Genomic DNA, 26948 nt, shown 5'->3' with positions numbered 1-26948 from the left:
TTTTTCTTGTGTGTAAATACATTTTTTTGAAATTATGGGAAATTTTTAAACCCATGCAAGGCTAGTGGTCACCAAGCAAAGCAGGAGGAAAACAACAATAACGAGAATAGTAGAAGGTATATAGAGAGGAAAACATATTCCTATATTGGAATGATTGTTGGTTAAGGAAAGCATGAACAAAAGTAGGAGGGGTTTGGATGCCTGGTCCATTAGAAGGGATAAAAGTGTTAGAGCTATCAAGAACATTGGCTGGTCCGTTTTGTAGCATGCAATTGGCGGACATGGGAGCAGACGTTTTAAAAGTGGAACAACCTGATATTGGAGATGAAACTCGAAGTTATATTCCACCAGCCATAAATGGAGAATCGACTTATTTTATGAGTTTGAATAAAAATAAAAAAGCGATGACCTTGAACCTTAAAAGTGAGGAAGGCCAGGAGATTGTAAAAAAACTAGTGGCTGAAGCTGATGTGGTCATTGAAAACTTCCGCAACGGGACAATGGAAAAGTTCGGATTAGGCTATGAGGTTCTGAAGGAGATTAACCCTCGTCTCGTGTATTGTGCAGTAAGTGGGTTTGGAAGAACAGGTCCGATGAAGGATGAACCAGCCTATGATTTACTTATGCAAGGCTTCGGTGGATTAATGAGTGTCACTGGAGAAGCGGAAGGGTCGCCGGTGAAGGTTGGTTTTTCAGTAGTCGACTTGGCAACGGGGCTATATGCCTCACTTGGGGTTGTGTTAGCCTTGTTTGTGAGACAAACAACAGGAAAAGGTCAATATGTAGAATCCTCTCTTTTGGATACAATCGTGTCTTTGTCTAATTACTTAGGGCAAAGTGTGTTAAGTACAGGGAATGTACCAAAACGAATGGGGTCGGCACATCCGAACCTGGTTCCATACCAGGCGTTTGAAACAAAGGATGGGTACGTAATTATTGCAGTACCGAATGATGGGTTATGGAGAAAGATGTGTGATGCGCTAGATCTTCCTCATCTAAAAGATCATCACAAATATGCATTGAACGTGAACCGTGTTGCCCATCGGGACGAACTAGTCGAAATCCTAACAGACTATACGAAAAAGAGAGAATCAGCGGAAATCATCCAAAAATTAAAGGATGCAGGTGTGCCTAGTGGGCCAATCAATGACCTTTCGCAACTGTTTGCTCACCCACAAGTTCAAAGTCGCGAGATGATTCAAGAAGTCGAACATCCAACGGTTGGGTTGCTGAAGATGATAGGGGTGCCGATTAAACTCTCAGAAACACCTGGATCAGTTCGCAAGGCACCACCTTTGCTAGGTGAAAACACCGAAACCGTCTTAGCTGATTTAGGCTATAGTCCGGAAGAGATTGCTACTTTTAAAGAAAAAGGGATTGTTTAATGGGGAGGGACGTACCGAGACTACTGAAAAACAAATCATATGAAGACCGAAGTGGAGTGCTTAAGAAGACGAAAAGAGACTGAGGGGCATCCTAGGCAGATGAAGCCTAAATCTAGCTAGATACAACAAAAGAAATCCGCTTCATTAGACCGATGAAGCCGAAATCCAGCAAGGATACAATAAGAAACCCGCTTCATAAGGCTGATGAAGCCGAAATCCAGCAAGGAAACAACAAGAAACCCGCTTCATAAGGCTGATGGATCCGAGATCCAACTGGAAGTGACTTTTTCAGTGGGCTTGGACGTCCTTGCTTCTAATCTACTCGTGCCCGGGCACTGAATATCATTTCTTCATCGTTATGCTATTCCTATAGCCTTCGTGCTACTTGCATGTTTAGGAATGCGGTTGTTTTCGGGTGCAGCAATATGCTAAGATTTTATGAAAAAAATTTTGGAAGAAAAACAATGAGCAAGCTGGGGTCAATAATGAAAAAAGCTGAAATATACTTGGCGATACAATCACCAATGTATACTTCAGCTTTTATAAATAAATCAGTACACTGTCCTTACCAGATTACTGCCAGTTTGTATGGAAAACTCCCTCAACATCTCTGCGTTCATACGTATGAGCTCCAAAATAATCACGTTGTGCTTGTAATAGGTTAGCATTGGAAATGCCTTTACGGTAACTATCAAAATAAGTGAGGGAAGCACTTAAACATGGGAATGTGATTCCTGATTGAATTCCTTCAATAACCACTTTACGCAAGCCTTCTTGATAGCTTTGAATTTTCTCAGCAAAATAAGGAGAAATTAATAAATTCGCTAAATCAGATTGTTCTTGGTAGGCTTCGCTGATTACATTTAAAAATTCTGCACGGATGATACAACCGCCGCGGAAAATTAGGGCGATATCCTTCAATGGTAGATTCCACTCAAATAGCTCAGAAGTCATTTTATATTGAGTAAATCCTTGTGCATAGGCACAAACCTTTCCCATATATAATGCTTGTCTAATGTGATCAATCCATTCATTTTTATCCAAATTAGATTGTTCCATAGTTGGACCAGTTAGGATTTTTTCTGCAACTACTCGTTCCTCTTTTAATGCGGAAATATAACGAGCGAACAAGGACTCTGTAATAATGGATGTAGGAATTCCGTTATCAATGGCTTGAATACTTGTCCATTTTCCTGTGCCTTTTTGTCCTGCTTTGTCTAAGATGACGTCGATTAAAGGCAAGCCTGTTTTATCATCTTTTTTACGTAAAATCTCAGCTGTAATTTCGATTAAATAGCTCTTAAGCTCGCCTTGATTCCATGTTTCAAAGATGTCAGCAATTTCATCAACAGGTAACTGAAGCTTTTCTCTTAAAAAAGTATAGGCTTCAGCAATTAGTTGCATATCCGCATACTCAATGCCGTTATGTACCATTTTGACAAAATGGCCAGCTCCTTTTGGACCAATGTACGTACAGCAAGGCTCACCATTTACTTGTGCAGCGATTTTTGTGAGGATAGGTGCAACTTGATCATAGACATCCTTATCGCCACCAGGCATGATGGAAGGTCCGTTTAATGCCCCAACTTCACCGCCAGAAATCCCAATTCCTAAATACCCAATTCCATTTTCCTTCAAGTCATGATATCTACGTTCTGTATCTTCATAATGAGAATTTCCACCATCCATGATGATATCACCAGTTTCTAAATGAGGGATTAATGAAGAGATAACCGAGTCGACGGCTTTACCTGCTGTAACCATAAGGAAGATCTTCCTTGGAGTGGCCAAAGACTGAACAAAATCCTTTATTTCATAATAGGGGGAGATGGTTTGCCCATCTAATTTCTCGACAAGTTGATCTGTTAAATCTCTTGTGTAATTATAAACAGCTACATTTTCACCTTTATTCGCCATATTTAAGGCAATATTTCTGCCCATTACGCCTAAACCAATAACACCAATTGAATGATTCATTTATTCTTCCTCCAATAAAAATTAAGTTGAATGGAGCAGAAAAACCATCACCAAAAGTGATGATTTACTGCTCCTTATATAATTTATACAAATAAGCTTAGCAATAAAATAAATCCTAATCCAGCAACGGAAATAATTGTCTCTAGTAAAGTCCATGTTGCAAAGGTTTCTTTCATGCTTAAACCAAAATACTCTTTGAACATCCAGAATCCTGCATCGTTTACGTGAGAAGCGATTAAACTACCTGCACCAGTTGAAAGAACAACTAAAGCAAGATTTACGTCAGATTGTCCTAACATCGGAATGACTAAACCAGCAGTTGTTAAAGCGGCAACCGTTGCAGAACCTAAGGAAATACGTAGGATTGCAGCGATAATCCAAGCAAGTAGGATAGGAGATAAAGAGGTTCCTTCGAATAAATTCGCTACATAATCGCCTACACCGCCATCAATTAAAACTTGTTTGAAAGCTCCGCCTCCACCAATGATTAACAGCATCATGCCAATATGTGTGATAGCCGTTGTACAAGATGCCATCACAGTGTTGATCGGAATTTTTCTAGCGATTCCCATTGTATAAATAGCCACTAATAAGGAAATTAACATGGCTGTACCAGCTTCACCAATAAAGCGAATCGCCGCTAGCAAGGCATTATCGTCAAATCCCATTGTTTTTTGCAATAATGTAATAATCGTCGCGAATGACATTAAAATAACAGGAAGTAATGCGGTAAAAACACTGATTCCAAAACCAGGGGTGTCTTCAAGTTTAAACGTTTTTTGTTCACCTAAAGAAGCAATACTCCCAGTTTTCGTAAAGGAAGCAGGCACTAACTTTTTAGCGATTTTCGTGAAAACTGGCCCTGCTAAAAATACGGTTGGAATTGAAACAATAAAACCATAAAGAAGCACTTCACCAATGTTTGCTCCATATTCACCAGCAATAACGGTAGGTCCTGGATGTGGTGGCAAGAAACCGTGTGTAACGGATAAAGCCGCTGTCATTGGAATACCGAGATATAGGACAGAAACTTTTAATTCTTTTGAAATTGCAAAAACGATTGGAATTAATAACACTAAACCTACTTCAAAGAAGAGAGCGATCCCGATAATGAATGAAGCAGCAACGACTGCCCACTGAATATTTTTTTCGCCAAATTTCTTCACGAGGGTCATGGCGATACGCTGCGCGCCGCCTGAATCTGCAATTAACTTTCCTAGCATTGCCCCAAGACCAAAGATTAATGCTAAGTGACCAAGTGTTCCACCTAATCCGGCTTCAATTGTTCCAACAATTCCATTCAGTGGCATTCCAAGTGCTAAAGCTACACCGAATGAAACGACGATTAAGGAAATAAACGTGTTTAGTTTAAGACCCATGATTAAAAGTAATAAAGCTAAAATACCAATTGCTACAATGATTAACGGCATTGTAATTCCCCCAATGTTTGTCTAGTTGTCTTTGTTAATAATGCTTCTTTGATAATGCGCAATCTGGCTATATTCGTTTTCTAGTACTCTAGATAGGTTAATAAAGATCGGAAGGAGTTTCCGATAAGCGGTTACTGCCTTTTCATTAGGTGTGTGTTTGTAAGTACTGCCTATCATTTCAGATACGACTTCAAATGAATCAATTTTTCCAGTGGCATATAACCCTAAAATACAAGCACCGAGACACGAACTCTCATAGCTTTCTGGAACGATCACTTCCGATTCAAATATATCGGACATCATTTGCCGCCAAACATCCGACCTTGCGAATCCTCCAGTCGCTTGAATCCGGGTTACAGGGCCGTCCATGCATTCAGTTAAAGCTAAAAACACGGTATATAGGTTGTAAATCACACCTTCTAGTGCAGCACGAATCATGTGCTCTTTTTTATGTGACAAGGTTAAGCCGAAAAAGGAGCCGCGGACGTCTGGATTCCATAATGGCGCACGTTCTCCAGAGAGATAAGGATGAAATAACAATCCATCAGAACCAGGTCTTACCCGATCAGCGATCTTCGTTAATACTTCATACGGGTCAATGCCAAGTCTTTTCGCTGTTTCAACCTCTGATGAAGCAAATTCATCACGAATCCAACGGAGGACCATTCCACCATTGTTTACTGGACCACCAATGACCCAGTGATTTTCTGTTAACGCATAGCAAAAGATTCTTCCTTTTTCATCGGTTTGCGGTTGGTCAATAATGGTACGAATGGCACCGCTTGTCCCAATTGTGACGGCAATTTCACCTTTGTGGATTGCGTTCACACCTAAATTTGAAAGGACACCATCACTTGCTCCAATAACAAAAGGAGTGTCAGGGCTAATGCCCATCTTTTTGGCTAAAACAGGGTCACAGTCGGTGAAAATTTTGGTTGTCGGGACGAGCTCAGATAATTGATCTCGTGTGACACCCGCAACTTCTAGGGCCTCTTCATCCCATTCTAAGTTTTTTAAGTTCATCATCCCCATGCATGAGGCAAGGGAATAATCGACAACATATTGATTAAAGAGCTTTTTAAAAATATATTCTTTCATCCCGATATACTTTTTAGCGTGAGTAGCAATCTCAGGACGATCATTCACAATCCAGGCAATCTTACATAATGGAGACATAGGGTGAATAGGCGTTCCCGTTCTTTTGTAAATTTCATGCCCGTTCAATTCCGTTTTAATTGTATGTGCCCATGCTTCACTGCGATTATCTGCCCAAGTAATACAATTTGTCAGCGGCTGGTCATTTTCATCCATGGCAATTACGCTGTGCATTGCACTACTAAAGGAAACAAATGAAATGGCTTTTTCAGAATGATGTTTCGTAATCGATGAGACAGCTTGTAAGACAGCCTGGAAAATCTCTTCAGGGTCTTGTTCAGCTGTGGTTACATCCGGGGTATACAGAGGGTAGCCAATATTCTCTGTATGGATGACATCACCCTTGTCGGTAAATAACACCGCTTTCGTACTGGTTGTACCAATGTCTATGCCTAACATATAGTTACTCATTTTCTTGCACGACTCCTTTTGTTAGCACTTGTTGTGACCTCCAAAGGTCATCCACTTGGCCTTGAACATCGTCAAAGTTTTTGTGTAAAGACTCAATCATGAGGTTTCGATCTTTTTGATTAATGGCTTCAATATATAGCTTGTGATTATTCAAAATACGTGTAAAGTCTTCATACTTTTCATTGAAACGCACACGCATTGATAGGAGAATAAGGCTTTCCATTACTGGTTTTAAATTGTTCCAGATCATCAGAATATAGGAGTGCTGACTTGTACGAATAATCGTTTCATGAAATAAAACATCTTGATAGGAAAACTCATCGGCATCATGATATTTGATCGCGATTTCCATGATTTCAAGTCTTTTATGAAGGTCATTTACTAACTCATTTGTATCCATGGCTACAAGCCGTTCAAATACAAACGTTTCAATCAGTAACCGCACATCATATAGTTCTGATATTTCTTTTTCGGTTAATCCAATAACCACTGCACCCATTCTTTCTAAGCGAATCATATTCTCAGAAGCCAATATTTTGATTGCTTCACGAACGGGAGAGCGACTCACGTTAAAATCTGCAGCCAATTTGTTTTCAGAAAGGGTGGCACCGCTTTCAATTAGACCAGAGATAATGCGCATTCTAAGCTCGGAGGCGATTCGCTCTCCAGTGGAAGCTTTGGAAAGCCACTTTTCAGGATAAAGAAATTCCATTAATTCAATCAAACCACCTTCACCAAAGTTTAGGTATACTTGTATACAAGTATTATAGTATACATTTTAAAATGTTTGCAACCGTTTGAATGAAACTTATCTAGATTTATGTCGATATTTGTCGGCGGTTTTGTAGGGTTATCCCTGTTATGATGCAGGATAAAGAAGCCTCTCAATTAAAAATTTTTCTGCGAAAATTAGACATGGAATTTGTTGATAAGGTAATTTCTTTTCCATGTATTTCAGGTTCATCGACCCTGTGAGGCGGGTTTGTACCAGATTCCCACTTCGATTACGGTTCCATCGCCCCCATGAAGCGGGTTTGTACCAGAAAACCTCCATAATTACGGTTTCAACGACCATATTAAGCGAACCTTTCTAACTGCCAGAACGGATTAAGAAAAAGGGGAAAAGAATCGATTTATAATAGACAAGACATATTATTAATTGCATAATATTGAAAGAAAAAGATTTGTGTATAAAAGCGTTTTCATGCAGCAGGCTAGATGCTAAATGAAGAAAACGTTCCGCAAATCATCCTTTTATATAAATCATCGTGAAATATACAATTTGAGGGAGCATTATGTTAAATTTTATTAATCGATTTGAGCAGGCCTTTTTTTATTCTCCTATTGGAATGGCTTTAGTTTCATTAGAAGGAAATTGGCTTAAAGTAAACCCAGCGTTAACCAAAATTACTGGCTATACTGAAAAAGAGTTTCTATCGATGACGTTTCAAGATATAACTTATCCAGATGATCTGGAAGCAGATATCAGTCAGGTTGAGCAATTGGTTAAGGGGAAAAAAGATTTTTATGAAATGGAAAAAAGGTATCTTCATAAAAGCGGAAACCTTGTTTGGGCTTTGCTCTCCGTTTCCATCGTTCGAGAAGGAGATAAATCCTTATATCTTATTGCCCAAATTCAAGATATTACGGAAAGTATACGATTGAAGCTCCATTTAACCGAAAGTGAAGAGCGTTATCGACGCTTAGTGGAACATTCACCGTTAGGGATCTTGGTACACCAAAAAGGCATGATTCAATATGCCAACTCAACAGCTATAGAATTATTGGGATTCCAAGAAACAAAAGATCTTCTGGGGGTACACATTCATTCATTTGTTCATTTCGATGATAGAAGGCTTGTTTCAAGACGAATTGAAAGCATAGAAAAACATAACCAGATTGCTCCATCTATCTATATTAAGCTTATTCGGTTTGATGGTCAGGAAATCGATGCTGAAGTGATTGGATTACCGATTCAATTGAATGGTCATAGTGCTGTTCAAGTCGTTTTTCGGGATGTTACGGAGAGAAAGAAGGAAGAGGATTTAATACGATATCGAGCGTATCATGATACCTTGACGGATTTGCCTAACCGCCTTAAATTCCAAATCGACTTAGAAGAGGAAATCAACAAAGACACCACTTTTACGATTATGTATTTAGATTTGCATGGGCTAAAAACAGTGAATGATTCTTATGGCCATCAAGCTGGTGATGTTGCCCTTATAAAAGTTACAGCTCGATTAAGTGGAGTTCTCGGTTCGAATGGTTTAGTTTACCGATTAGGCGGAGATGAATTTGCGATTGTTTTGCCTGGACATAAAAATGACCAAGAAATAGCAGAAATAGCGAACAATATTGCGGAGGTCATTAAGCAACCGATTTATGTTGCTAATACCATCGTCCAAATAACAACCAGTATTGGAGTTGTTTTTTATCCTGATCATGGAGTAGAGATGGATCTGCTCCTTCGACATGCAGATATAGCCATGTATCATGCCAAGAAAATCAACACAGTCTTTAAGATTTATGATCAATAAGGACACGGGAACAAGTCCATTATCCCGAGGGCTAGAGGCGAAAATACATCGTTTTAGGACGAGGTACCTGTCCCTCTGTCCTATTGGGTCCACACATCATAAATACATAAAAAATGAGTGCCAAATTCCATTATCAATTTGGCACTCATTTTTATTAGGAAACATTTATACGCTCTAACATTATGATCCCTCGGGAAAAAAGAACAACACCCATAAAGCTTAGGGTGTTGGTTAACATGATAAAAGGTTTTTGAAAGCTATTTTTATAAAACGAATCTAGATACCACAATGTAAGAAGAAAAGATTTAAAGTCGCTTCTTCAAGGATGGAGATGAGCTAACCAGGTTGGAGTGATTTATATGAAACGAAATGGAAGGTTGGAGCGGAGGGAGATAAAGCTTTAAAGTAAAACTTCTGGAATTACTTCAAAAACCCTTTACCTTCCGATCGCTTTGCGGTTTTTATTTGTTGAACACAGGGGGCTGGTTCATACATGATTGAGAAGGGGGGATAGTATTGACACAAGTGAAAGAAATTGGGCGTTTTTGTCTAAGCGATTCAAATGGATATCTAGTAAATGATTCAAACTTAACGAATATTCAACCAGAATTTAACAAGGTGATTTTAGCGGCGATAGAAAAGTACCAAAGCCATTTAAGAGAAGACTTACATAGTATTTATATAAGAGGGTCAATTCCTCGTGGATTAGGGATAAATAGTGTTTCAGATTTAGATACAATCGCTATTACGAATAAACATCCCAATGAAATCGATTTATCATGGGTAGACGAGGCTGAGCAAGATATAAACAATCTATATAGTTGTATTAATGGAGTGGAATTAAGTTTCTATTTTATTGAAGATATAGTACAAACAACTCACTTTTCTATCATACCGTTTATGATCAAAACCCATAGTATATGTGTGTATGGAGAAGATATCAGTGGCCATTTGCCGATGTATAAACCAGATAAAACGCTAGCGAATGAACATCTTATGAACCTTAAAAAACAGATTCAACAAGCAAAAGAGGACCTTGGTGACAATGACGATCCTGAGGACATCTTGGATTGTTGTATATGGATTATGAAAATCATTGTTAGGGCGGGGCTTGCACTTGTTATAGAGGAAGAAGGCAAATATACAAGAGACTTATACCCCGCATATAACGTCTTTTCTCGACATTTTCCTGAAAAAGAACCAGATATGAAACAAGCAGTTACCTATGCGATTAGCCCGGTCGATAATCCGAGGGAAATACTTGAGTTTTTAGATGATATGGGCAAATGGATGATCCATCAGTCTGAAAAGTGGCTACAAATGTACAATCCTAACAAGATTAGGAATATGGAAATGTAGATACAAGAAGGGAGCTTTAGGTCCCGTACTTGTTAATGCATGCACGATTTTTCAATATAAATCATCTAGGCAATACGTTCTATAAAGATGATGTTCAGTTAAAATGGTTCTCATTTTTGTTGGTTGTCCAGGTATCTTGTTTTACCTATTAAAAAGACCTGTTTTGAATTAAATTTTTCCAGATTGGATAACATAAGCGAAATGCGGGAAAAGGAGATTCGTTATGACGACCGATAAAAATTTAAATCCAATGAATGTGTTGAAACCACTAAATATAAAACCGAAAATATTTGATGAGACCCAGCCTTTTACGTCTTTTGAAATGGGGAAACTATGGGCTACTTATATGGGGAACAGTATGTCGATTCAAATTTTAAGTTATTTTCTAGAGCATTGCGAGGACGAAGATGTTAAGCATCTTTTGGAAAATGGTTTAGCTTTATCAAAGGATTTTACGCAAAGGATAAAAGGATTTTTTGAAAAAGAAAATATTCCTATCCCAATTGGATTTACGAAAGATGATGTAAATCTAGGTGCTCCCCGTTTATATGCAGATCAATTTTACGTGCACTATTTAAAATATGCCGCTAAGGCAGGCATGAGTCTTTACGCTGTAGCTGTTCCCTTGATGATGCGAGAGGATGTAAGGGAGTTCTTTGTTTACTGTAATGAATGTACGGCCGTCTTTATAGGGCAAATTAATAGCGTTCTGGCGGAAAAAAAATACATTAACGTTCCCCCTAGCATCCCAATCCCAGATGGAATTGATAAAGTAGAACAACAAAGTTATTTAAATGGGTTTTTAGGAGATGTCCGCCCATTACAAGCAATGGAAATCATTCATCTTTGGGATAACATTGAGAATAACGTAACAAGTATGGCATTATTATTGGGATTTCATCAGAGCGTTCAGGATCAAAAGATAAAAGCTTTGTTTAAACGAGGGTTAGACATGACGGATAAAGCGGTAAAGCAATATAAAGAAAAAATGCATGCCGAACACATACAAACACCGGGGTATCTAGACCATTTGGTTCAACCAACTACATTTCCACCTTTTTCTGATAAAATCATGCTTTTCCACAAAGTGGACATGTTTGCCATGAAGATAAGGTCATTCGGAAACTCCATGGCGGTTACCGCAAGAAGAGATTTAAATTTCTTATATGGCAGAACACTTATGAGCATTGGCTTATTTGTTGACGACGGCATGAATATTTTAATTGAAAAAGGGTGGGTGGAATCACCTCCGACTGCGTATGATAGGGACTAAGTGCCCGATGCCGCAACTTTCGAGGGCTATGGAAACTTTGGAATGCTTTTTTTAGGATGCAGGTAGAGGGAAGGAACTTTATTTTTACTCCCCATTTGTTTCTTTAGCCCTACGAAAAAATTGTCTTTTGAAAAAGAAAAGCACCGCAACCATGTTTTTGAAGAATGAAATAATGCTACTATCTCACTCTGATAAATGGTGCATTGGCTCAATAAATTTTTTTTTATAGGATTTAGAGACGTACTTTTGAAAACGTATTAGTAGGGATAAGATCTGTTCTAACTCAGCCTGAAGGACTGGGTTTTGTTTTTGTTATTTTGATTAAGAAGATTGTATGTGTTTTTAATATGGAGGGTAAAGTGGGTTTAATGATTCCATTCTGCTTCTTTTTAAGAGTACTTTTCATTGACAAACTTCTTTTAACATGTTGCCCCAAATAGAGAGCCTTTCATGGGAAAATTCCCTTCAAGTTAGTATAACGATCTTTATTAACACACTGATGATATTCCACTTTCTTTTAATGTAGATTTAGACAATTTGTTGGTGAGAAATGAACTTCAGTGTACAAAAATGCCATTGTTATTCCTATAAGGATGCTTCTCTTTGTTTTCTTTAATTTGTAAAAAATATGGAAATTAATCGATCAAAAGGGGCAACCTACAAATAGCAAATGAGAGTAAAGGTAAATGGAGGAGACATCGTGAAGAATGGCCAACTAGAACGGATAGATCAGATTGTAAAAGCGGAAGTTGAGCAAAACAACAGATTATTTGAGTATTGGCATGAGTTCTCTAATTTCTCACATTGGCAGGTTTGGATTGTCCTTGCTATGTTGGTTATTCCACTTGTTATCCTGGTTCTCTTTATTGATCGAAGAAAAGCTTTCCATCTTGGATTTTATGGGTATAGTGTGCATGTATTTTTTGCGTACACCGATATCATTGGGACGGAAAAAGGAATATGGTTTTATCCATATAAACTTCTCGCGATCCTTCCTTCTAATTTTACGCTTGATGCTTCATTGGTACCGGTCATTTATATGCTCTATTACCAATTCATATTGAACAGAGAGAAGAATTATTATCTTTGGATGCTTCCTTTATGCTTCCTGCTAGCTTTTTTTATGAAACCACTTATGGTTGGGATTGGGTTGTTTCATTTTCCGGGAAAAGAGAATTTTTTATTGCTTTTTGCGGGATATGTGTTTGTCGCCTTAATCTCTAAATGGTTAACGGACTTTTTTATCTTCTTAAGTAAATCAACAAAATGGAGCTTTAGAGCTAAAACGGAATAGGGCATTTCCTTAGAGGCTATTAAGGGAGTAACCTCTTATAAAAAATGAATCCTATACAAGCCTTCTTGTGGGGGGAGGGGCCTAGTTTGCTAGCGTAGAGGATAGCTTTATACTTCTCGTTGCTCCTTATGGATGGATTGACACATTTCCGACAAGATGTTTTTAACAAATTGTGAACTAATTCACAATCCTAACATTTTCACCTTGGAAACTGATATATTATGAGTGTAATCAAACAAAAACAAATATTTCATTAAAAAGGGGAGCGTTCATTATGTTCGCAAATATGTTAAGAGAAAATAAAATCGCAGCTGGGATTCTAGCAGTCATTCGAATCTGGCTTGGCTATAACTGGATGACTGCAGGTTGGGGAAAATTAACCGGTGGAGGATTTGATGCATCTGGATTTATAAAAGGAGCGATTGCCAATCCTGTTACAGGTCCAGACGGAGCGCCTGTTTATAGCTGGTATGTAAACTTCCTAGAAACCTTTGCATTGCCAAACATTGAATTGTTCAACTTTATTGTCCCGCTTGGTGAGTTTTTAGTTGGCTTAGGCTTACTTCTTGGTTGCTTAACAACTGCTGCGATGTTCTTTGGACTTGTGATGAACTTCAGCTTTTTCTTAGCTGGGACTGTATCTCATAACCCAACAGATATCTTCTTTGGAGCGATCATCCTATTTGCTGGTTACAACGCAGCACATTATGGTTTAGACCGCTGGGTGGTTCCGTTCCTTCGCAAAACAGTTAACAAAAAGGGTGAAACTAACGTCAAAGCAACAGCTTAACCTTAAGAATCAAAAAATCCTGTAGGGAACCATTTCTACAGGATTTTTTTGCGTTTAGGTTTGGGACAGAGTGCCTGTCCCTATGTCCCAGCTGCAGCTGTTTTGTATCGTCTTTCTTGTAGCCATTGGTAGATCCAAATGACTGTAAACAGCCAAAATCCACTTGCTGCATAGGCAGCGATGACGTCTGACGGGTAGTGAACTCCTAGATAAATTCGACTCAATCCAATTAATAGGATCATCAAACTATTGAAAATGAGTAGTGTTCCACGGCCACCTCTAGATTTGATATGTCGCCAAAGCAGGAAGGTTAAAATACCGTATAAGGAAAAAGCGGCCATGGAATGTCCACTTGGAAAACTAAACCCTTCTTCGAAGACAAGTTGGTTGATATCTGGACGAGTTCTTTGGAAGATGTACTTCAGCAATACATTTAAGAGCGTCGAGCCTATCATTGTACTTAACAGTAGAAGAACTTCTCTTCGGTGACGGAGGACACGATAGAGAAAGAAGGCCGATAATAAGGTGATAACAATGACTGGGACAGTATCACCGATAAAACTAAAAAAGATCATAATTGCCGTTAAGTATTCTGCTTCAAAACCCTGTACAAACGAAATAATGTGATGATCAAAATGAATGAGCTTTTCCATTTCAACTAAATAGGCAATAGAGCTAAAACTTGCAATGAAAATTATAAAGACAACACCTAACCATGTTCGAATCATATATCCCTCCTAGCAGAATCTTATCTTTAGTTTTTACAGTTAGGCAAGAAATAAGACTTTTTACAAGAAAAAATCAAGGTTCCTAGAAAAACTCGGTCTATTCAAAACAACAGTGCTTGGTGCTATGCGCATTTTTCCTTATAGAATCGAAGGAACTTCATGTGTATAACAGATTCTCGAGCAGTGCCTAGCATGCGATGCCCTCGTTTGTAGTTTTTATGTGTGATTTTTGTTAAAATTTTAGGACACATGGCAAACGGGAGGCTAATGAAGTGGGGAATAGAAAAAATACGGAAGGCTGGGAAGAGGCGAAAAAGCGCTGTCGGCTAAACGAGGCTGATATTCAAATGGCGAAGGAACTGGGATTAACACCTAAGAGTCTACTTAAAAATATTCCTACACCTGATCAGAAATGGAAAGCACCAGTACATTTGTGGCTTCGAGAATTGTATGAAAGTAAGTTTGGGAAAAGAGTAACTGTAAAACCAACGCCTAATAAAGAGACAATGAAAAAGAAAAAAGTAGACAAATCGTCAATCATTCCTTTGGAGGATTTACCGTTCTGAAGAATAGATTGAGGGAGGAAATTTTCAATAGGTATAGAACGGTTAAGTAAGGAAAAAGGGGTCAGGTACATCGTCGCAGATTAGGTAGGTCTGTCAAACAATGAACCTGTTCCGCTGACTTTTAAGGAGGGGCTGTTTTGACAGAAAAGAGTCTAAGGGTCTGTGAAAAAGGACATCGGTATTATAAAAGTAGTGATTGTAGGAGTTGCCCTACTTGTGATAGAGAGAATAAACCTAAGAGTGGCTTTCTATCAAAGATAAGTTCGCCGGCCAGAAATGCCTTAGTTCACGAAGGGATTGATACTTTGGAAAAACTCTCGCAGTACACCGAAAAAGAAATTCTCAACATCCATGGCATTGGACCCGCTTCCTTGCCACCTTTGAGAACTTCCTTAGAAGAAGCAGGATTAGCATTTAAAGAGTAATCTTGTAGACAGTAAATAGTGAACAAATCAAATCAGCTAATTGTTTGTCAGGATGATTGAATAGATCAGGGCCTACTAGGCACTTAATCGATAGGAGGGTTACATGATCAATACATATGGAACGCTGCATAAAGGATTCGGTCGTTATGCTTTAAGGTTTGAACGATCTTTCACTCTTCCTCGTGAAGAGGTTTTCCAAGACATAACGAACCCTAGTATTTTCTCCCTATGGTATCCTTTTGCAACAGGTGAGATGGACCTAAGAATTGGAGGAAAGATTTTCTTTGATGACGGGGAAGGCTCCACATATGAAGGGATCATAACAGATCTTATTAGCCCCCATACCTTTGCGTTTCATGAGGTTGAGGATTTGGTCCATATTTCATTACGAGATGAGAATGAAGGATATACAATGGTTTTTACTCATACATTTGACGAAAGCGATATGGTGGTGTCTGTTGCGGCCGGATGGCATCGTTGTCTGGATGTCCTTCATCAGTTGGTCAACAAACAACCTGTTGAATGGAAGGAGAATGCACCTGAGTTAAGGGAGTATTATCGAGATGCATTTCATTTAAATTAGGTCGAAGGTATGGAATAAAATAGAGGAGGGGTGTTCATGAACAACCAAAGGATTTACACAATGAGCGTCGGAAAAGTCTATCCCCTTTATATTGCAAAGGCGGAGAAAAAAGGACGGACAAAGGAAGAAGTGGATGAAATCATCACTTGGTTAACAGGGTATAGTCAGGAAGAGTTAGAAGCTCAACTAGAAAAACAAACTGACTTTGAGACGTTCTTTGCGGAAGCTCCCCAACTGAATCCTTCGCGAGCATTGATCAAAGGTGTAATCTGCGGTGTCCGAGTGGAAGAGATCGAAGAGCCAACCATGCAGGATATTCGCTACTTAGATAAACTAATCGACGAGTTGGCAAAAGGAAAAGCGATGGAGAAGATTTTACGAGCATAATCATTCTGGAAAAAAAACTCGCCAATGCTAGCTCCTATCAAAATTAGAGGAGATAGTTGGCGAGTTTTCGTTTTTAGTGAATTGTATGCCTTTTAGTTTGAATCTATCTTCGTTCCATTACTGCAAAATAACTTTCTTCATTATCTGCAAAGTTAAATACTTTGCCAGATGGCATAGTAGTGATTTCTCCAACAGTGATATTTTTATGTGATAGGTCTTGGTGTAATTGTTCGAGGTTTTCTGTGTAAAACATTAAAGAAGGAGTGTCAAGATTTACACCAGGAGACATTTCCGCCACAAATTTCTTATCGTGCAGAATAATGCTAGTTTCGGCACCTTTCTGTGGCGTAATTTCTATCCATCTAAATCCCTGCTCGAGCTCTTCTTCAGCAATCACCACAAAACCTAATTTTTTAGTCCAAAAATCTACAGCCTCATCTTGATTATTGACATACAACATAATCTGACCGACTCTACTAAACACTTCTCTCAACTCCTTTTTAGGAGGAGTGACTCCTCACTCCATTCCTATTCATAGCTTAGAGAAAAACTTCTTCTTTTATTCCTATTTTTACACTAATAAACATAAAGAGATTGGCTATTTCAAAAGGGGAATGCATAATCGGTTTATTCTATAGGGTGGAATTAGCCATGATTGAAAGCTAAATCATACGTTTAGAGTTATTCTCGAAGTGAAGCAGCAGCAACTGTGCTCCTGATAACGATTCTACCAAATCCCAGTCATGTAGCATGATTGACACATTTCCGACAAGATGTTTTTAACAAATTGTGAACTGATTCACAAATGCAACATTTTTACCTTGGAAACTGATATATTATGAGTGTAATCAATCAAACAAACATTTTATTAAAAAGGGGAGCGTTCACTATGTTCGCAAATATATTAAGAGAAAACAAAATTGCAGCTGGCATTCTAGCAGTCATTCGAATCTGGCTTGGGTATAACTGGATGACAGCAGGTTGGGGGAAACTAACTGGTGGTGGATTTGATGCATCTGGATTTATTAAAGGGGCGATTGCCAATCCTGTTACTGGTCCAGATGGAGCGCCTGTGTATAGCTGGTATGTAAACTTCCTAGAAACCTTTGCACTGCCAAACATTGAATTGTTCAACTTTATTGTCCCGCTTGGTGAGTTTTTAGTTGGATTAGGCTTGCTTCTTGGTTGCTTAACAACCGCTGCGATGTTCTTTGGACTTTTCATGAACTTCAGCTTTTTCTTAGCTGGAACGGTATCTCATAACCCAACAGACATCTTCTTTGGATTTATTATCCTTTTTGCAGGGTACAACGCAGCACATTATGGTTTAGACCGCTGGGTGGTTCCGTTCCTTCGCAAAACCTTCAATAAAAAGGCGGAAGTAAAGGTAAAAACGGCTGCCTAACATAATCTATACAATCAATCCTGTAGGGAACAATCTCTACGGGATTTTTATTTTGGATAAAATTAGGTGGGACGGTGTTTCTTGTTCGGGAAAAAAAGAATACCATATACATAGAATGAAATAGAGTAGGGTGCCAGTGTGTCTTATCTATCCGAAAGAAGGGAACTCTAAAGAACGTAGATACTGTGTTAAGATTAAATAAACTATAAGAAAAAGCTTCTCTATCTTTTTTTCAAGGAAAAGACTTTATATTTTATTAATGGTGGTAAATAAGTAAAGGAACTTACTTTGGAGAATATAAGATTAATAGAAGGTGAAAATAATCAAAAAAGTTCTGGAGGTGGAATTATTCGGAATTCATCCTCGTATTTAATGTTTGTTGGAATATTTATGGTTGCGCTTAGTGGCAACTGGGTCTTAAATAATTATGATAGAGTGTCTGTTTATCCTAAAACTTCATACATCATCTTTGGGATCGGATTAGGTATGGTTGTTCTTGCTTATGTGATGAATAAGCTCTCGACCTACAAAGAGGTTCAAAATGTAGAAAAACGAGATAACAGAGAGTTTATCAATCTATGGGAACAACAAAGGATGCCTGTTGACAAAGTGCTAGTTGGAGTTGCGATTTTAGCATTGGTTTTCGCTGCATTTTACAGTTGGTCCCTAGTATTTCGTTTAGTTGAACTATTTCTTTTCATTGGGATTGTCTTCATCGGTTTTCTTTTTGTGATGAAAGGAGACAGAGTGGAAGAGCCTGATGATCTGGATTTTAAAGGGAAGGTGAAAAAGTTCCACGACAGGATTGATTATCGGCGTCATCCGTTTACGATTTCATTGATCATTTATGTTCTTGTGATTGGGAGCTTTTTGTTAAGTAAGCAGTGGGATATTCCACTATATATGGAAGTGAGTGGAAACCCAAGATATGTTACTTCTCTGCCAGATATAACCTTTATCATGTCAGGTTTGATGGTCATTAGTGCGTATATTTACATCATCAACAACGGCGATCTTTTTGGTATTCGTAAAGCCCAGCAAAATGGATTAAAAGTGCTGCAACTTCATTTTGCTGAGATTATTATTTGTGGTCCTACCTTTTTTATCTGGATTGTGGTTGTCATTGAGGCGCTGATCGTACATTTTTAGTGATAGAATGAACAGAAAAGGCTACTTGTTTTAAAACCAACGAAAGAAGAACCCGAGGGAAATCAATTGAAAAAAAGAGCAAAATCAAAATCAAAAAAGAGAAAAGCAGTCGACCTTTTTGAGGTAGAAACTGACGAGACCTTTTATTTTATTGCGGGGTACACAGAGGGTGGTGCACCTTTTGGAATTACTTGGGAAGAAATAATTGCCGGAGAATTGAAGCTAAGAGGTGCTGTGAAGAGTGATGCCAAGAAAGCTGTAGAACTGATTCATATCGCCATTAGCGATATTGCAGAGCAACTAACTGGAGAAACGAAAGAACAAAAAATCCGTGAAACACTATCTCAATTCTTTCGAGAGGAAAATAATCGTCTTAGTTTTCAAAATATGATGGTAGCCGATGTATTAGGCGAAGTAGCGGGAATCATCATTACCTATTCAGGAGAAGATGCTGCTCGTTTAGACCAGCCAATCTTGAAACATGTAAGAAGGAAAAGAAGCGATGAAGCAATTCTGTTTGATAAAGAAGCGGATGAACAGGATTTTTATATAGACACCTTATGTGTTGATGACAGGTTTAGGGGACATGGCATTGGCACAATGCTTTTAAAAGAAGCAGAAGAAATTGCACAGCAAAAAGGGGATTACAGAATTTCCTTAAATGTTGCGCATGATAATCCAATCGCAAGAAAACTATACGAAGGAATAGGCTACATGAAAGAGAAAGTCATTCAAATTAATCACCATCCTTATGATTATATGGTGAAGACCCTTAAAGCTGATGAAGAATAATTCCTATTTTTGTAGATGATTGTTAAAAAGATGGAGCCATTTATAAATAGAAATCAAGTGGAAGAAACGACGTTGCGATTCAGGGACGTCGTTTTTTTTGTTGAATGATTTTTTACTACTAGAACCCTCATAACCTTACGTACTCCCCCCCCTAGAAGCCTGTTCTTATCATGTTTGACACATTTCCGACAAGACTTTGTTACCGTATTGTGAACTTATTCACATTCATAACATTTTTACCTTTAAAACTGATATATTATGGGTGTAATCAATCAACCAAACAAACAAACAATCCATTCAAAAGGGGTGCGTTCATTATGTTCGCAAATATGTTAAGAGAAAATAAAATTGCAGCTGGAATCTTAGCAGTCATTCGAATCTGGCTTGGCTATAACTGGATGACAGCAGGTTGGGGGAAATTAACGGGTGGAGGATTTGATGCATCTGGATTCATTCAAGGAGCGATTGCCAATCCTGTCACTGGCCCAGACGGAGCGCCTGTGTATAGTTGGTATGTAAACTTCCTCGAAACTTTTGCATTGCCAAACATTGATTTGTTCAACATTATTGTCCCACTTGGTGAGTTTTTAGTTGGCTTAGGCTTACTTCTTGGATGCTTAACAACCGCTGCGATGTTCTTTGGACTTGTGATGAACTTCAGCTTTTTCTTAGCTGGCACAGTATCTCATAACCCAACAGATATCTTCTTTGGAGCCATCATCCTATTTGCTGGTTATAACGCAGCTCATTACGGTTTAGACCGCTGGGTGGTTCCGTTCCTTCGCAAAACATTCAACAAAAAGGCAGAAGGGAATGTAAAAGCGGCAGCTTAACCTATATTTATTACAAGATCAATCCTGTAGGGAATTCTCTCTACAGGATTTTTATTTTGTTTAAATTCTGGTGTTCTTGGTTTCCAAATAAAAGTCTCAACCTTTTTCGGCAGTTTCACCTTTTGTAGAAAATGGCTGGCTTTAAAAAAGAGGCTTTGAGAAATAGGAAGGCAACTAAGGAGGAGGCTGTTTCCATATGGATTAGAAGAATTGGTTCTGTTTTTTAAAAGTCATTTTATTGCCCTAATCAAACTATTATTTTTCAATAATATCGTTTTCATACATATAACTTAATCTGGTTAAATATACAAATGAAAGCGTTTAAACAGAAAAATATGAAAATTTAAATTGACTGAATTATAAAATTCTATTAATATTCTAATATATCTAATTTAGTTATCTGATATCCAATACAAATTAAAAGAGAAGTAGGGTGATCGTTATGTCACAGATGTTAGCTTTAGTTATTTTAACTCTTATTTTATTTATCGGAGACCTGGTCGCGGTTCGAACAAAAGCCTGGGTGCCTTCTATTTTTGTATGTGCTGTGTTGTTTTTAGTAGGATACTGGACCTTCTTCCCGAAAGACATCGTGTCGTTAGCAGGCGTACCGCCAGTTGTAGCCACGATGATGATGTACTTATTAATCACCAATATGGGGACGTTGCTTTCCCTTAAAGAATTGAAAAATCAATGGAAAACAATCGTGATTGCTCTTTCTGGAATCTTAGGAATTATCGCGATTTTGCTAACCGTTGGAACGCTTGTATTTGGCTTTGAGACGATGATTGTAGCGGTGCCACCATTAGTTGGCGGTGTTGTTTCTTCATTAATTATGTCAGAGGCAGCAAATGCAGCAGGACTAACCACTTTGTCGGTATTGGCGATTGTCATCTACGTGATGCAAGGATTTGCTGGCTACCCAATTACATCCATTGTTCTAAAAAAAGAAGGAAAACGCTTGTTAACTCTTTATCGTAACGGACAACTTGAAAAGATTGAGGATAAGCAGAGCGTCAAAGAAGAGGTCGCAGCTACAGTGGAAGCAGGTTCTAGCAGATGGAAAATGCCTGAAAAATACAATACGGAGTTTTTTAAGTTTTTCAAACTCGCCCTTGTTTCCTACCTTGCGTACCTTGTGTCGACAGCATTAGCGCCTGTTGTCAGTATCAGTCCCTTTATCCTTTGTTTATTATTCGGGGTGATTGCTTCTAGTGTGGGTTTCCTAGAGAGACAGATTTTGCAAAAAGCAAATGGATTTGGGTTTGCCCTGTTAGCGTTAATGTTGTTTATCTTTGATGGTTTGAACAAAGCTACACCAAGTATGATGGTAGAAATTTTATATCCACTTTTCGGTAGCATCGTGATTGGGATCATCGGAATGTACATCTTCTCCTTCATTGCCGGTAAATTTTTAAAGGTGAGCAAGAATATGGCGTTCGCTGTCTCACTAACAGCGTTATATGGTTTCCCAGCGGACTATATCATCACCAACGAGGTCATCAAATCATTGACAGACGATGAGAAAGAAAGAGACGTGTTAACGAGCCATATGTTACCGCCAATGCTTGTCGGAGGATTCATCACCGTAACGATAGTATCCGTTGTGTTAGCAGGGATTTTCGTTGGGTTCTTGTAATCAGAATATAATCAGCATGGATTTTTATTAAACAGAATTGAATTCCATTTTAGTAGATGTAATATTATCGGCGTAAAAGGGTTGAGTGGAAAAAGAGACCCTTTTATATAAAAATCGGACATATGCGAGGGGGTGGTTAATCCCTCGTATACGCTTTTATACAAGTACTCAGGATTAGGTGGAGGATTTCCGCTAAAAAAGGTAGATACAGGAGGGAATACTAATGAAGGAAATAAAAGAACGGATTGAACACCATATTGAAGAATTAAGTAAATATACGGCAACACCTGGAAATGGAACGACGCGATTATCTTATAGCGAAGAGGATTTAAAGGCACGAACGTACATTAAGCAACAAATGGAGGCATCTGGTCTGACTGTTCGTGAGGATGGCTTAGGAAACATCTTTGGAAAGTTGGGTGGCACAATGGAAGGAGCGCCTAGTGTATTGATTGGTTCTCACTTTGATTCGGTTCCAAATGGTGGTTCCTATGATGGTCCTGCCGGAGTGGTCGCCGCTCTCGAAGTCGCACAGCTTTTTCATCAAAACAACCTAAAACCTAAGTATCCACTTGAAGTAGTCGCACTTGTAGAGGAAGAAGGCGCTCGATTTGGCGGCGGGCTGATGGGGTCAAGGGGAATGACAGGATTGCTCAGTGAGGAAGAGTTTAAGAGTTTAACAGACAAAGATGGAATCTCAACGGTAGAAGCGATGAGGGAAATTGGTTTAGATTCATCACTTCCGAAAAGAAGAGATCCAAAAACAATGAAGGCCTTTCTTGAATTACATATTGAGCAAGGTCCGATTTTAGAAGAAAAAAACATTTCAATCGGCGTCGTGGAAGCGATTGTTGGCTTAACTCAGTATGAAGTGACGCTTACAGGGAAGGCGGGTCATGCAGGCACAACTCCGATGGACCGGCGTACGGATGCCTTAGTTGCTGCTGCGAAAGTGATTAGTCAATTCCCAGAGCTCGCGATGGAGGAAGGCAACGGAACAGTCATCACGACAGGGCGCTTGAATGTATTTCCAAACGGAGCAAATGTAATCCCAGATAAAGTAGTGTTTACCGTAGATATTCGTTCTGGAAAGGAAGCACGTGTGCAGAATGTGATTCGGAACATGCAAGAATTACTAGAATCTCACAATCAAAATGGAATAGAAATTGTAGCAGAGCAACGATTATACATGCAGCCAAAAGAGTTAAATCAAGGCATTATCTTGCTTTTAAAAGAAAGTAGCACAGAGATGAATATCCCGTACTGTTCAATCGATAGTGGGGCAGGGCATGATGCGATGGTGTTTTCTGATGTTACAGATGTGGGGATGTTGTTTATCCCAAGTAAAGCAGGTCTAAGTCATTGCCCGGAAGAATGGTCAGATAGCAGTCATATTGCTCAAGCAGTTGAAATTTTCTATGAGACAGCAAAGAAATTAACGGAGGTTGAATCAGCATGATCCATCAAAAGGTAAAAGAGGCCATCAATCAATATAGTGAAGAACTAACATCTTTACGAAGACAACTACATAGTGAACCAGAGCTTTCTTGGCAGGAAGAAAACACAACAAAGTTTGTTTGTGCGTATCTAGAGAAGCTTGGAATATCGTACCGGCGAACAGAGCCAACCGGGGTGATTGCCGAGATTAAGGGAGGCAAGCCTGGCAAAACGGTGGCGCTTCGCGGGGATATGGATGCCTTATCGGTGCAGCAACTTAACAAAGACTTAGCTTATGCGTCAAAAGAAGAAGGCAAAATGCATGCATGTGGCCATGATGCACATACTGCGATGTTATTGATTGCCGCAAAGGCCTTGAACGAGGTGAAAGAAGAGTTGCCTGGGAATGTTCGGTTGATCTTTCAACCAGCTGAAGAGGTGGCAGAAGGTGCAAAGGCACTTGTTGAACAAGGGGCAGTAGAAGGAGTGGACAATGTGTTTGGTATTCATATTTGGTCGCAAATTCCTACTCATAAGGTAAGCTGCAGCCCTGGTCCTTCTTTCGCGTCAGCGGATTTGTTTACGGTAACCTTTACAGGCAGAGGCGGTCACGGGGCGATGCCACAAGATTGCATTGACGCCGCAATTGTTGCCTCGGCGTTTGTAATGAACGTCCAGCCAGTGATTTCAAGAACCATTGACCCGCAGCAACCAGCGGTGTTAACGGTTGGCAAAATGACGGTCGGTACTCGTTTCAATGTGATTGCGGAAAATGCGGTGATTGAGGGAACCGTTCGTTGCTTTGATCCAAGTACGCGCGACCATATTGAAACACAGCTTACGCATTATGCCGACCAAGTGGCTGCTTTATATGGAGCAACAGCGAAAGTCGAATACACTCGCGGGACACAGGCAGTCATCAATGATGAATACAGTGCGAACCTTGTTCAAAAAGTCGCAGCCGAAGCCTTTGGAGAAGAAGTCGTCTATCACGAAAAACCAACAATGGGTGGAGAAGACTTTAGCTTCTATCTTGATGAAGTCCCTGGAAGCTTTGCGCTCGTTGGCTGTGGGAACCCAGAAAAAGATACAGAATGGGCACATCATCATGGCCGCTTTAATATCGACGAGGATGCCCTTGCCACAGGAGCGGAATTGTATGCACAATACGCTTGGGCTTATCTGAACGAATAGATTAAGATAAATTAAAAGGAAGGTGATAGGAGTTTCGAATAATATCGAGCGTGAAGTAAAGAGTGATAGAGGTAGTGGTATAAACGCCAAAGGCTACTCAAAGATGAACGGTTCGGGGGAATAGCCGTCATAAAAGACCGTGCCAACGCTCGGTGGTTCCATTTCTTTGCAATACATTCACCATAATAAAACTTGGGGCTAGTTTAAAAAGCCGCAGTCTAACCAATAGTAAACAAAAACTAATCCTGTAGGGAATCCACTCTACAGGATTTTTTTTGGCTGGGACAAGGGGAAGGTAGAGCTTCTCTTTTCTTTTGGTCTTTGAGACAAGGGACCTATGTCCTTATTCTATTTGTGTTTCAAGGTTTGCGGAGGTTCTTCCATCCATCCGTTCTTAATCATGATTTTCGCACCCTCGTGGGCGTATTCAAAGATATCCTTCATAAAAATAGAAAGTTTAGCTGGTAAATCGTTTCTTAAACTAAATGCAGTGCCAACAGAGTTTCCACCCATTGAAAACCCACAAAACAAACTTACACAATACATCATGATTTTATCAGAAAAAGGCGCAAGCTTAGAGTCGGTAATATTTCCTCCAGCGGTGTTCGGAACGTGGATATTATTTTGTAACATCACATCTCCCATTTCTTTAACGATTGATTTTGCCAACTCTCCGCCTTTGTTGAAAAACTTACTCACTTCTTTTTTTTCTGCGCATTGAGCAAACCCCAAAATCATTTTCATACCTACAACATTGGATTCAATCGCATGATAGATATTGGCAAGTTCTACAGTAGTTAAAGGTCTTTTCTCGCTAAAGGGATTTAAGCCACTTAAATAATTTTGGTCTTTGACAAACTCTACCTCTTTATCAATTGATACATAAGGTGACCGTGGCATTAGCCCTTTTTCAAGCAAATAGGTTGTACAGCGATGATAATACTTTTGGGTAATCATGGTAAGCTCTTTCATCATCATGACAATATCATCTCGATAGCTCACCGTAATATGTAAAGTGTGCATAGCCATACTGATTTCCTTAATCATCCGGATCATCATAATGTCGAATCCATTGTCGTATAATTTAGGGACCTCGACATTTACATCGTTAGAAGTGAATCCGACCGGAACCGGAACACCTTCAATCTTAAAAATATGAACAATTTTCTCGGTATAAGGATCGATTTCCTCATATAATTCTTTCATGATTTCCTTTGCTTTTTGGTCGTCTGCTTTTTCGATAAAATACTCTAACATGCGTAAAACCATCGTCTTTTGTTGGTATGTCATCCATAATGCCCCAATTTCAGAGGATGTAATAGATGGTGTTTCAGGCATATGTTTTCCCCCACTTTTAAGAATGAATTTCGTCGTCGTTCGATAATAAATCGGTATTAGTATGAACATCAGCCAATTATTCATTCAAAAAAATGTAAGGCATGTGTATTTAGTGGAATTACCAATTGGAAAAGGTTTGTTTATTTTTGAGCAGGGGATAGGGGTTATTGGCTAAAGAATATTTTCTTCTATTCATTTAAATGTAATATAATGGAATTATAATAAAAAGAAACTTACAGGAGGTTAGTAAAATGGCAGCTACACAAGGAATATTGGAGTGGACACTAATTTCTGAATGCCCAGTTCCAAATGATGTTCATGATTTGCTGGTAGAAGGAGAAGAAGCAGTTGCTGCTTACAAGACGATTCGGGATAGTGCTATTTTTACGAATAAGCGGCTAATCGTGAGAGATGCACAAGGGTTCACAGGGAAAAAGGTTGAAATCTATTCGCTTCCATATTCATCGATCAACATGTGGTCAACAGAGAATGCTGGAAGCTTTCTGGATGTAAATGCTGAAGTTGAGTTGTGGACAAGAGCGGGGCATATTAAAATTCACTTAAAAAAAGGCGTTGATATCCGAAAGTTTGATAAGTTAATTGCAGAAGCATTATTGTAATTCTTGAGGGGCAGGGGGGCATATCCCTAATCTTAAAATCATTAGAACAAGGAACCTTCTTGACCCAGAGGTGTAGATATAAGACTGGCAGAGCATAGTGTCCGTCAGTCTGAATATACCAATATTTTTGCCATAGCAAAAAGGGAAAGGACCATTTGGGTTCTTTCCCTTTTTTCATATAAAGCTGTTTTCCCTCAAAGATTGCTCAGAGTCCTAGAAGAAAAGGCATTCTCCAAGT

The 26948-nt window shown here is 39.0% G+C and carries 25 protein-coding genes; 18 read left to right on the top strand and 7 right to left on the bottom strand.

All coding sequences use genetic code 11. The features are described 5' to 3' along the window. Positions 1-197: 197 nt before the first annotated feature. Positions 198-1385 (top strand): CaiB/BaiF CoA transferase family protein, encoded by a 1188-nt coding sequence (locus tag H0185_RS16685; RefSeq protein ID WP_221874636.1) that lies wholly within the window; start codon positions 198-200, stop codon positions 1383-1385. Positions 1386-1958: 573 nt separating this feature from the next. On the opposite strand, the gene gnd is transcribed toward H0185_RS16685, so the two are convergent. The 4 genes from gnd to H0185_RS16665 form a co-directional block, all read right to left on the bottom strand. After that, positions 1959-3362: a decarboxylating NADP(+)-dependent phosphogluconate dehydrogenase gene (gene gnd / locus H0185_RS16680; protein ID WP_221874635.1), complete on the bottom strand. Its 1404-nt coding sequence runs from the start codon at positions 3360-3362 to the stop codon at positions 1959-1961. 83 nt (positions 3363-3445) lie between these two features. Next, positions 3446-4792, bottom strand: a complete 1347-nt coding sequence (locus tag H0185_RS16675; protein WP_221874634.1) for a GntP family permease — start codon at positions 4790-4792, stop codon at positions 3446-3448. 21 nt (positions 4793-4813) lie between these two features. Then, a complete protein-coding gene (gntK, locus tag H0185_RS16670) occupies positions 4814-6358 on the bottom strand; it encodes a gluconokinase (protein ID WP_221874633.1) in 1545 nt (514 codons plus the stop codon). Beyond that, positions 6351-7082: a GntR family transcriptional regulator gene (locus H0185_RS16665; RefSeq protein WP_221874632.1), complete on the bottom strand. Its 732-nt coding sequence runs from the start codon at positions 7080-7082 to the stop codon at positions 6351-6353. The genes gntK and H0185_RS16665 overlap by 8 nt, the downstream gene beginning before the upstream one ends. A gap of 571 nt (positions 7083-7653) precedes the next feature. Between H0185_RS16665 and H0185_RS16660 the strand changes: the two genes are divergently transcribed. The 5 genes from H0185_RS16660 to H0185_RS16640 all read left to right on the top strand — a co-directional run bounded on the left by H0185_RS16660 (position 7654) and on the right by H0185_RS16640 (position 13614). After that, positions 7654-8898, top strand: coding sequence for a PAS domain S-box protein (locus H0185_RS16660; protein ID WP_221874631.1), 1245 nt, complete (start codon positions 7654-7656; stop codon positions 8896-8898). A 516-nt stretch (positions 8899-9414) separates the two neighbouring features. Further along, on the top strand, positions 9415-10257 hold the full coding sequence (locus H0185_RS16655; protein WP_221874630.1) for a nucleotidyltransferase: 843 nt from the start codon (positions 9415-9417) through the stop codon (positions 10255-10257). A gap of 223 nt (positions 10258-10480) precedes the next feature. Further along, entirely contained in the window at positions 10481-11530 is a 1050-nt protein-coding gene (locus H0185_RS16650; RefSeq protein WP_246629254.1) for a DUF3231 family protein, read from the top strand. A 700-nt stretch (positions 11531-12230) separates the two neighbouring features. Next, positions 12231-12824 carry a CBO0543 family protein gene (locus H0185_RS16645; RefSeq protein WP_221874629.1) on the top strand — a complete coding sequence of 198 codons (594 nt, stop codon included), beginning with the start codon at positions 12231-12233 and terminating at the stop codon, positions 12822-12824. A gap of 274 nt (positions 12825-13098) precedes the next feature. After that, on the top strand, positions 13099-13614 hold the full coding sequence (locus tag H0185_RS16640) for a DoxX family membrane protein (protein ID WP_221874628.1): 516 nt from the start codon (positions 13099-13101) through the stop codon (positions 13612-13614). 80 nt (positions 13615-13694) lie between these two features. On the opposite strand, the gene H0185_RS16635 is transcribed toward H0185_RS16640, so the two are convergent. After that, a complete protein-coding gene (locus H0185_RS16635) occupies positions 13695-14342 on the bottom strand; it encodes a phosphatase PAP2 family protein (RefSeq protein ID WP_221874627.1) in 648 nt (215 codons plus the stop codon). Between the two features lie 272 nt (positions 14343-14614). Between H0185_RS16635 and H0185_RS16630 the strand changes: the two genes are divergently transcribed. The 4 genes from H0185_RS16630 (at position 14615) to H0185_RS16615 (ending at position 16303) form a co-directional block, all read left to right on the top strand. Continuing rightward, a complete protein-coding gene (locus tag H0185_RS16630) occupies positions 14615-14908 on the top strand; it encodes a hypothetical protein (RefSeq protein ID WP_221874626.1) in 294 nt (97 codons plus the stop codon). A gap of 137 nt (positions 14909-15045) precedes the next feature. Continuing rightward, a complete protein-coding gene (locus H0185_RS16625; RefSeq protein WP_221874625.1) occupies positions 15046-15333 on the top strand; it encodes an RNA polymerase alpha subunit C-terminal domain-containing protein in 288 nt (95 codons plus the stop codon). Positions 15334-15436: 103 nt separating this feature from the next. Continuing rightward, positions 15437-15916, top strand: coding sequence for an SRPBCC domain-containing protein (locus H0185_RS16620; RefSeq protein ID WP_246629253.1), 480 nt, complete (start codon positions 15437-15439; stop codon positions 15914-15916). 36 nt (positions 15917-15952) lie between these two features. Then, positions 15953-16303: a DUF2200 domain-containing protein gene (locus H0185_RS16615; protein ID WP_221874624.1), complete on the top strand. Its 351-nt coding sequence runs from the start codon at positions 15953-15955 to the stop codon at positions 16301-16303. Between the two features lie 103 nt (positions 16304-16406). Here H0185_RS16615 and H0185_RS16610 read toward each other — a convergent pair whose 3' ends face one another. Beyond that, the gene (locus H0185_RS16610) at positions 16407-16787 is read right to left on the bottom strand and encodes a VOC family protein (protein ID WP_221874623.1); all 381 of its coding nucleotides are present in this window, start codon (positions 16785-16787) and stop codon (positions 16407-16409) included. 405 nt (positions 16788-17192) lie between these two features. On the opposite strand from H0185_RS16610, the gene H0185_RS16605 reads away from it, so the two are divergent. The 7 genes from H0185_RS16605 (at position 17193) to H0185_RS16575 (ending at position 24752) form a co-directional block, all read left to right on the top strand. Next, positions 17193-17708, top strand: coding sequence for a DoxX family membrane protein (locus H0185_RS16605; protein ID WP_221874622.1), 516 nt, complete (start codon positions 17193-17195; stop codon positions 17706-17708). A 288-nt stretch (positions 17709-17996) separates the two neighbouring features. Further along, positions 17997-18857: a nucleotidyltransferase gene (locus tag H0185_RS16600; RefSeq protein ID WP_246629252.1), complete on the top strand. Its 861-nt coding sequence runs from the start codon at positions 17997-17999 to the stop codon at positions 18855-18857. Positions 18858-18923: 66 nt separating this feature from the next. Beyond that, positions 18924-19649, top strand: coding sequence for a GNAT family N-acetyltransferase (locus H0185_RS16595; protein ID WP_221874621.1), 726 nt, complete (start codon positions 18924-18926; stop codon positions 19647-19649). Between the two features lie 317 nt (positions 19650-19966). Then, positions 19967-20482 (top strand): DoxX family membrane protein, encoded by a 516-nt coding sequence (locus H0185_RS16590; RefSeq protein WP_221874620.1) that lies wholly within the window; start codon positions 19967-19969, stop codon positions 20480-20482. A 442-nt stretch (positions 20483-20924) separates the two neighbouring features. After that, complete coding sequence (locus H0185_RS16585) at positions 20925-22121, top strand: hypothetical protein (protein WP_221874619.1); 1197 nt, start codon at positions 20925-20927, stop codon at positions 22119-22121. Between the two features lie 223 nt (positions 22122-22344). Next, positions 22345-23580 (top strand): Zn-dependent hydrolase, encoded by a 1236-nt coding sequence (locus tag H0185_RS16580; RefSeq protein WP_221874618.1) that lies wholly within the window; start codon positions 22345-22347, stop codon positions 23578-23580. Further along, complete coding sequence (locus H0185_RS16575) at positions 23577-24752, top strand: M20 family metallopeptidase (protein ID WP_221874617.1); 1176 nt, start codon at positions 23577-23579, stop codon at positions 24750-24752. The genes H0185_RS16580 and H0185_RS16575 overlap by 4 nt, the downstream gene beginning before the upstream one ends. A 348-nt stretch (positions 24753-25100) precedes the next feature. Here H0185_RS16575 and H0185_RS16570 read toward each other — a convergent pair whose 3' ends face one another. Further along, positions 25101-26090, bottom strand: a complete 990-nt coding sequence (locus tag H0185_RS16570) for a DUF3231 family protein (protein WP_221874616.1) — start codon at positions 26088-26090, stop codon at positions 25101-25103. Positions 26091-26341: 251 nt separating this feature from the next. On the opposite strand from H0185_RS16570, the gene H0185_RS16565 reads away from it, so the two are divergent. Next, positions 26342-26710 carry a PH domain-containing protein gene (locus H0185_RS16565; RefSeq protein WP_221874615.1) on the top strand — a complete coding sequence of 123 codons (369 nt, stop codon included), beginning with the start codon at positions 26342-26344 and terminating at the stop codon, positions 26708-26710. The last annotated feature ends 238 nt before the right edge of the window (positions 26711-26948 follow it).

The sequence above is a fragment of the Mesobacillus maritimus genome (assembly GCF_019749255.1).
GTDB classification, from domain to species: domain Bacteria; phylum Bacillota; class Bacilli; order Bacillales; family Cytobacillaceae; genus Mesobacillus_B; species Mesobacillus_B maritimus_A.
Note: the sequence above shows the minus strand (reverse complement) of the source record. Positions and strands in the feature narration are given on the sequence as shown.

What these genes read in the sequence shown, in the direction of transcription:
- H0185_RS16685 (WP_221874636.1), top strand. Translation starts at nt 198, where the DNA reads ATGCCTGGTCCATTAGAAGGGATAAAAGTGTTAGAGCTATCAAGAACA.
- gnd (WP_221874635.1), bottom strand. Translation starts at nt 3,362, where the DNA reads ATGAATCATTCAATTGGTGTTATTGGTTTAGGCGTAATGGGCAGAAAT.
- H0185_RS16675 (WP_221874634.1), bottom strand. Translation starts at nt 4,792, where the DNA reads ATGCCGTTAATCATTGTAGCAATTGGTATTTTAGCTTTATTACTTTTA.
- gntK (WP_221874633.1), bottom strand. Translation starts at nt 6,358, where the DNA reads ATGAGTAACTATATGTTAGGCATAGACATTGGTACAACCAGTACGAAA.
- H0185_RS16660 (WP_221874631.1), top strand. Translation starts at nt 7,654, where the DNA reads ATGTTAAATTTTATTAATCGATTTGAGCAGGCCTTTTTTTATTCTCCT.
- H0185_RS16650 (WP_246629254.1), top strand. Translation starts at nt 10,481, where the DNA reads ATGACGACCGATAAAAATTTAAATCCAATGAATGTGTTGAAACCACTA.
- H0185_RS16640 (WP_221874628.1), top strand. Translation starts at nt 13,099, where the DNA reads ATGTTCGCAAATATGTTAAGAGAAAATAAAATCGCAGCTGGGATTCTA.
- H0185_RS16635 (WP_221874627.1), bottom strand. Translation starts at nt 14,342, where the DNA reads ATGATTCGAACATGGTTAGGTGTTGTCTTTATAATTTTCATTGCAAGT.
- H0185_RS16620 (WP_246629253.1), top strand. Translation starts at nt 15,437, where the DNA reads ATGATCAATACATATGGAACGCTGCATAAAGGATTCGGTCGTTATGCT.
- H0185_RS16615 (WP_221874624.1), top strand. Translation starts at nt 15,953, where the DNA reads ATGAACAACCAAAGGATTTACACAATGAGCGTCGGAAAAGTCTATCCC.
- H0185_RS16605 (WP_221874622.1), top strand. Translation starts at nt 17,193, where the DNA reads ATGTTCGCAAATATATTAAGAGAAAACAAAATTGCAGCTGGCATTCTA.
- H0185_RS16590 (WP_221874620.1), top strand. Translation starts at nt 19,967, where the DNA reads ATGTTCGCAAATATGTTAAGAGAAAATAAAATTGCAGCTGGAATCTTA.
- H0185_RS16585 (WP_221874619.1), top strand. Translation starts at nt 20,925, where the DNA reads ATGTCACAGATGTTAGCTTTAGTTATTTTAACTCTTATTTTATTTATC.
- H0185_RS16580 (WP_221874618.1), top strand. Translation starts at nt 22,345, where the DNA reads ATGAAGGAAATAAAAGAACGGATTGAACACCATATTGAAGAATTAAGT.
- H0185_RS16575 (WP_221874617.1), top strand. Translation starts at nt 23,577, where the DNA reads ATGATCCATCAAAAGGTAAAAGAGGCCATCAATCAATATAGTGAAGAA.
- H0185_RS16570 (WP_221874616.1), bottom strand. Translation starts at nt 26,090, where the DNA reads ATGCCTGAAACACCATCTATTACATCCTCTGAAATTGGGGCATTATGG.
- H0185_RS16565 (WP_221874615.1), top strand. Translation starts at nt 26,342, where the DNA reads ATGGCAGCTACACAAGGAATATTGGAGTGGACACTAATTTCTGAATGC.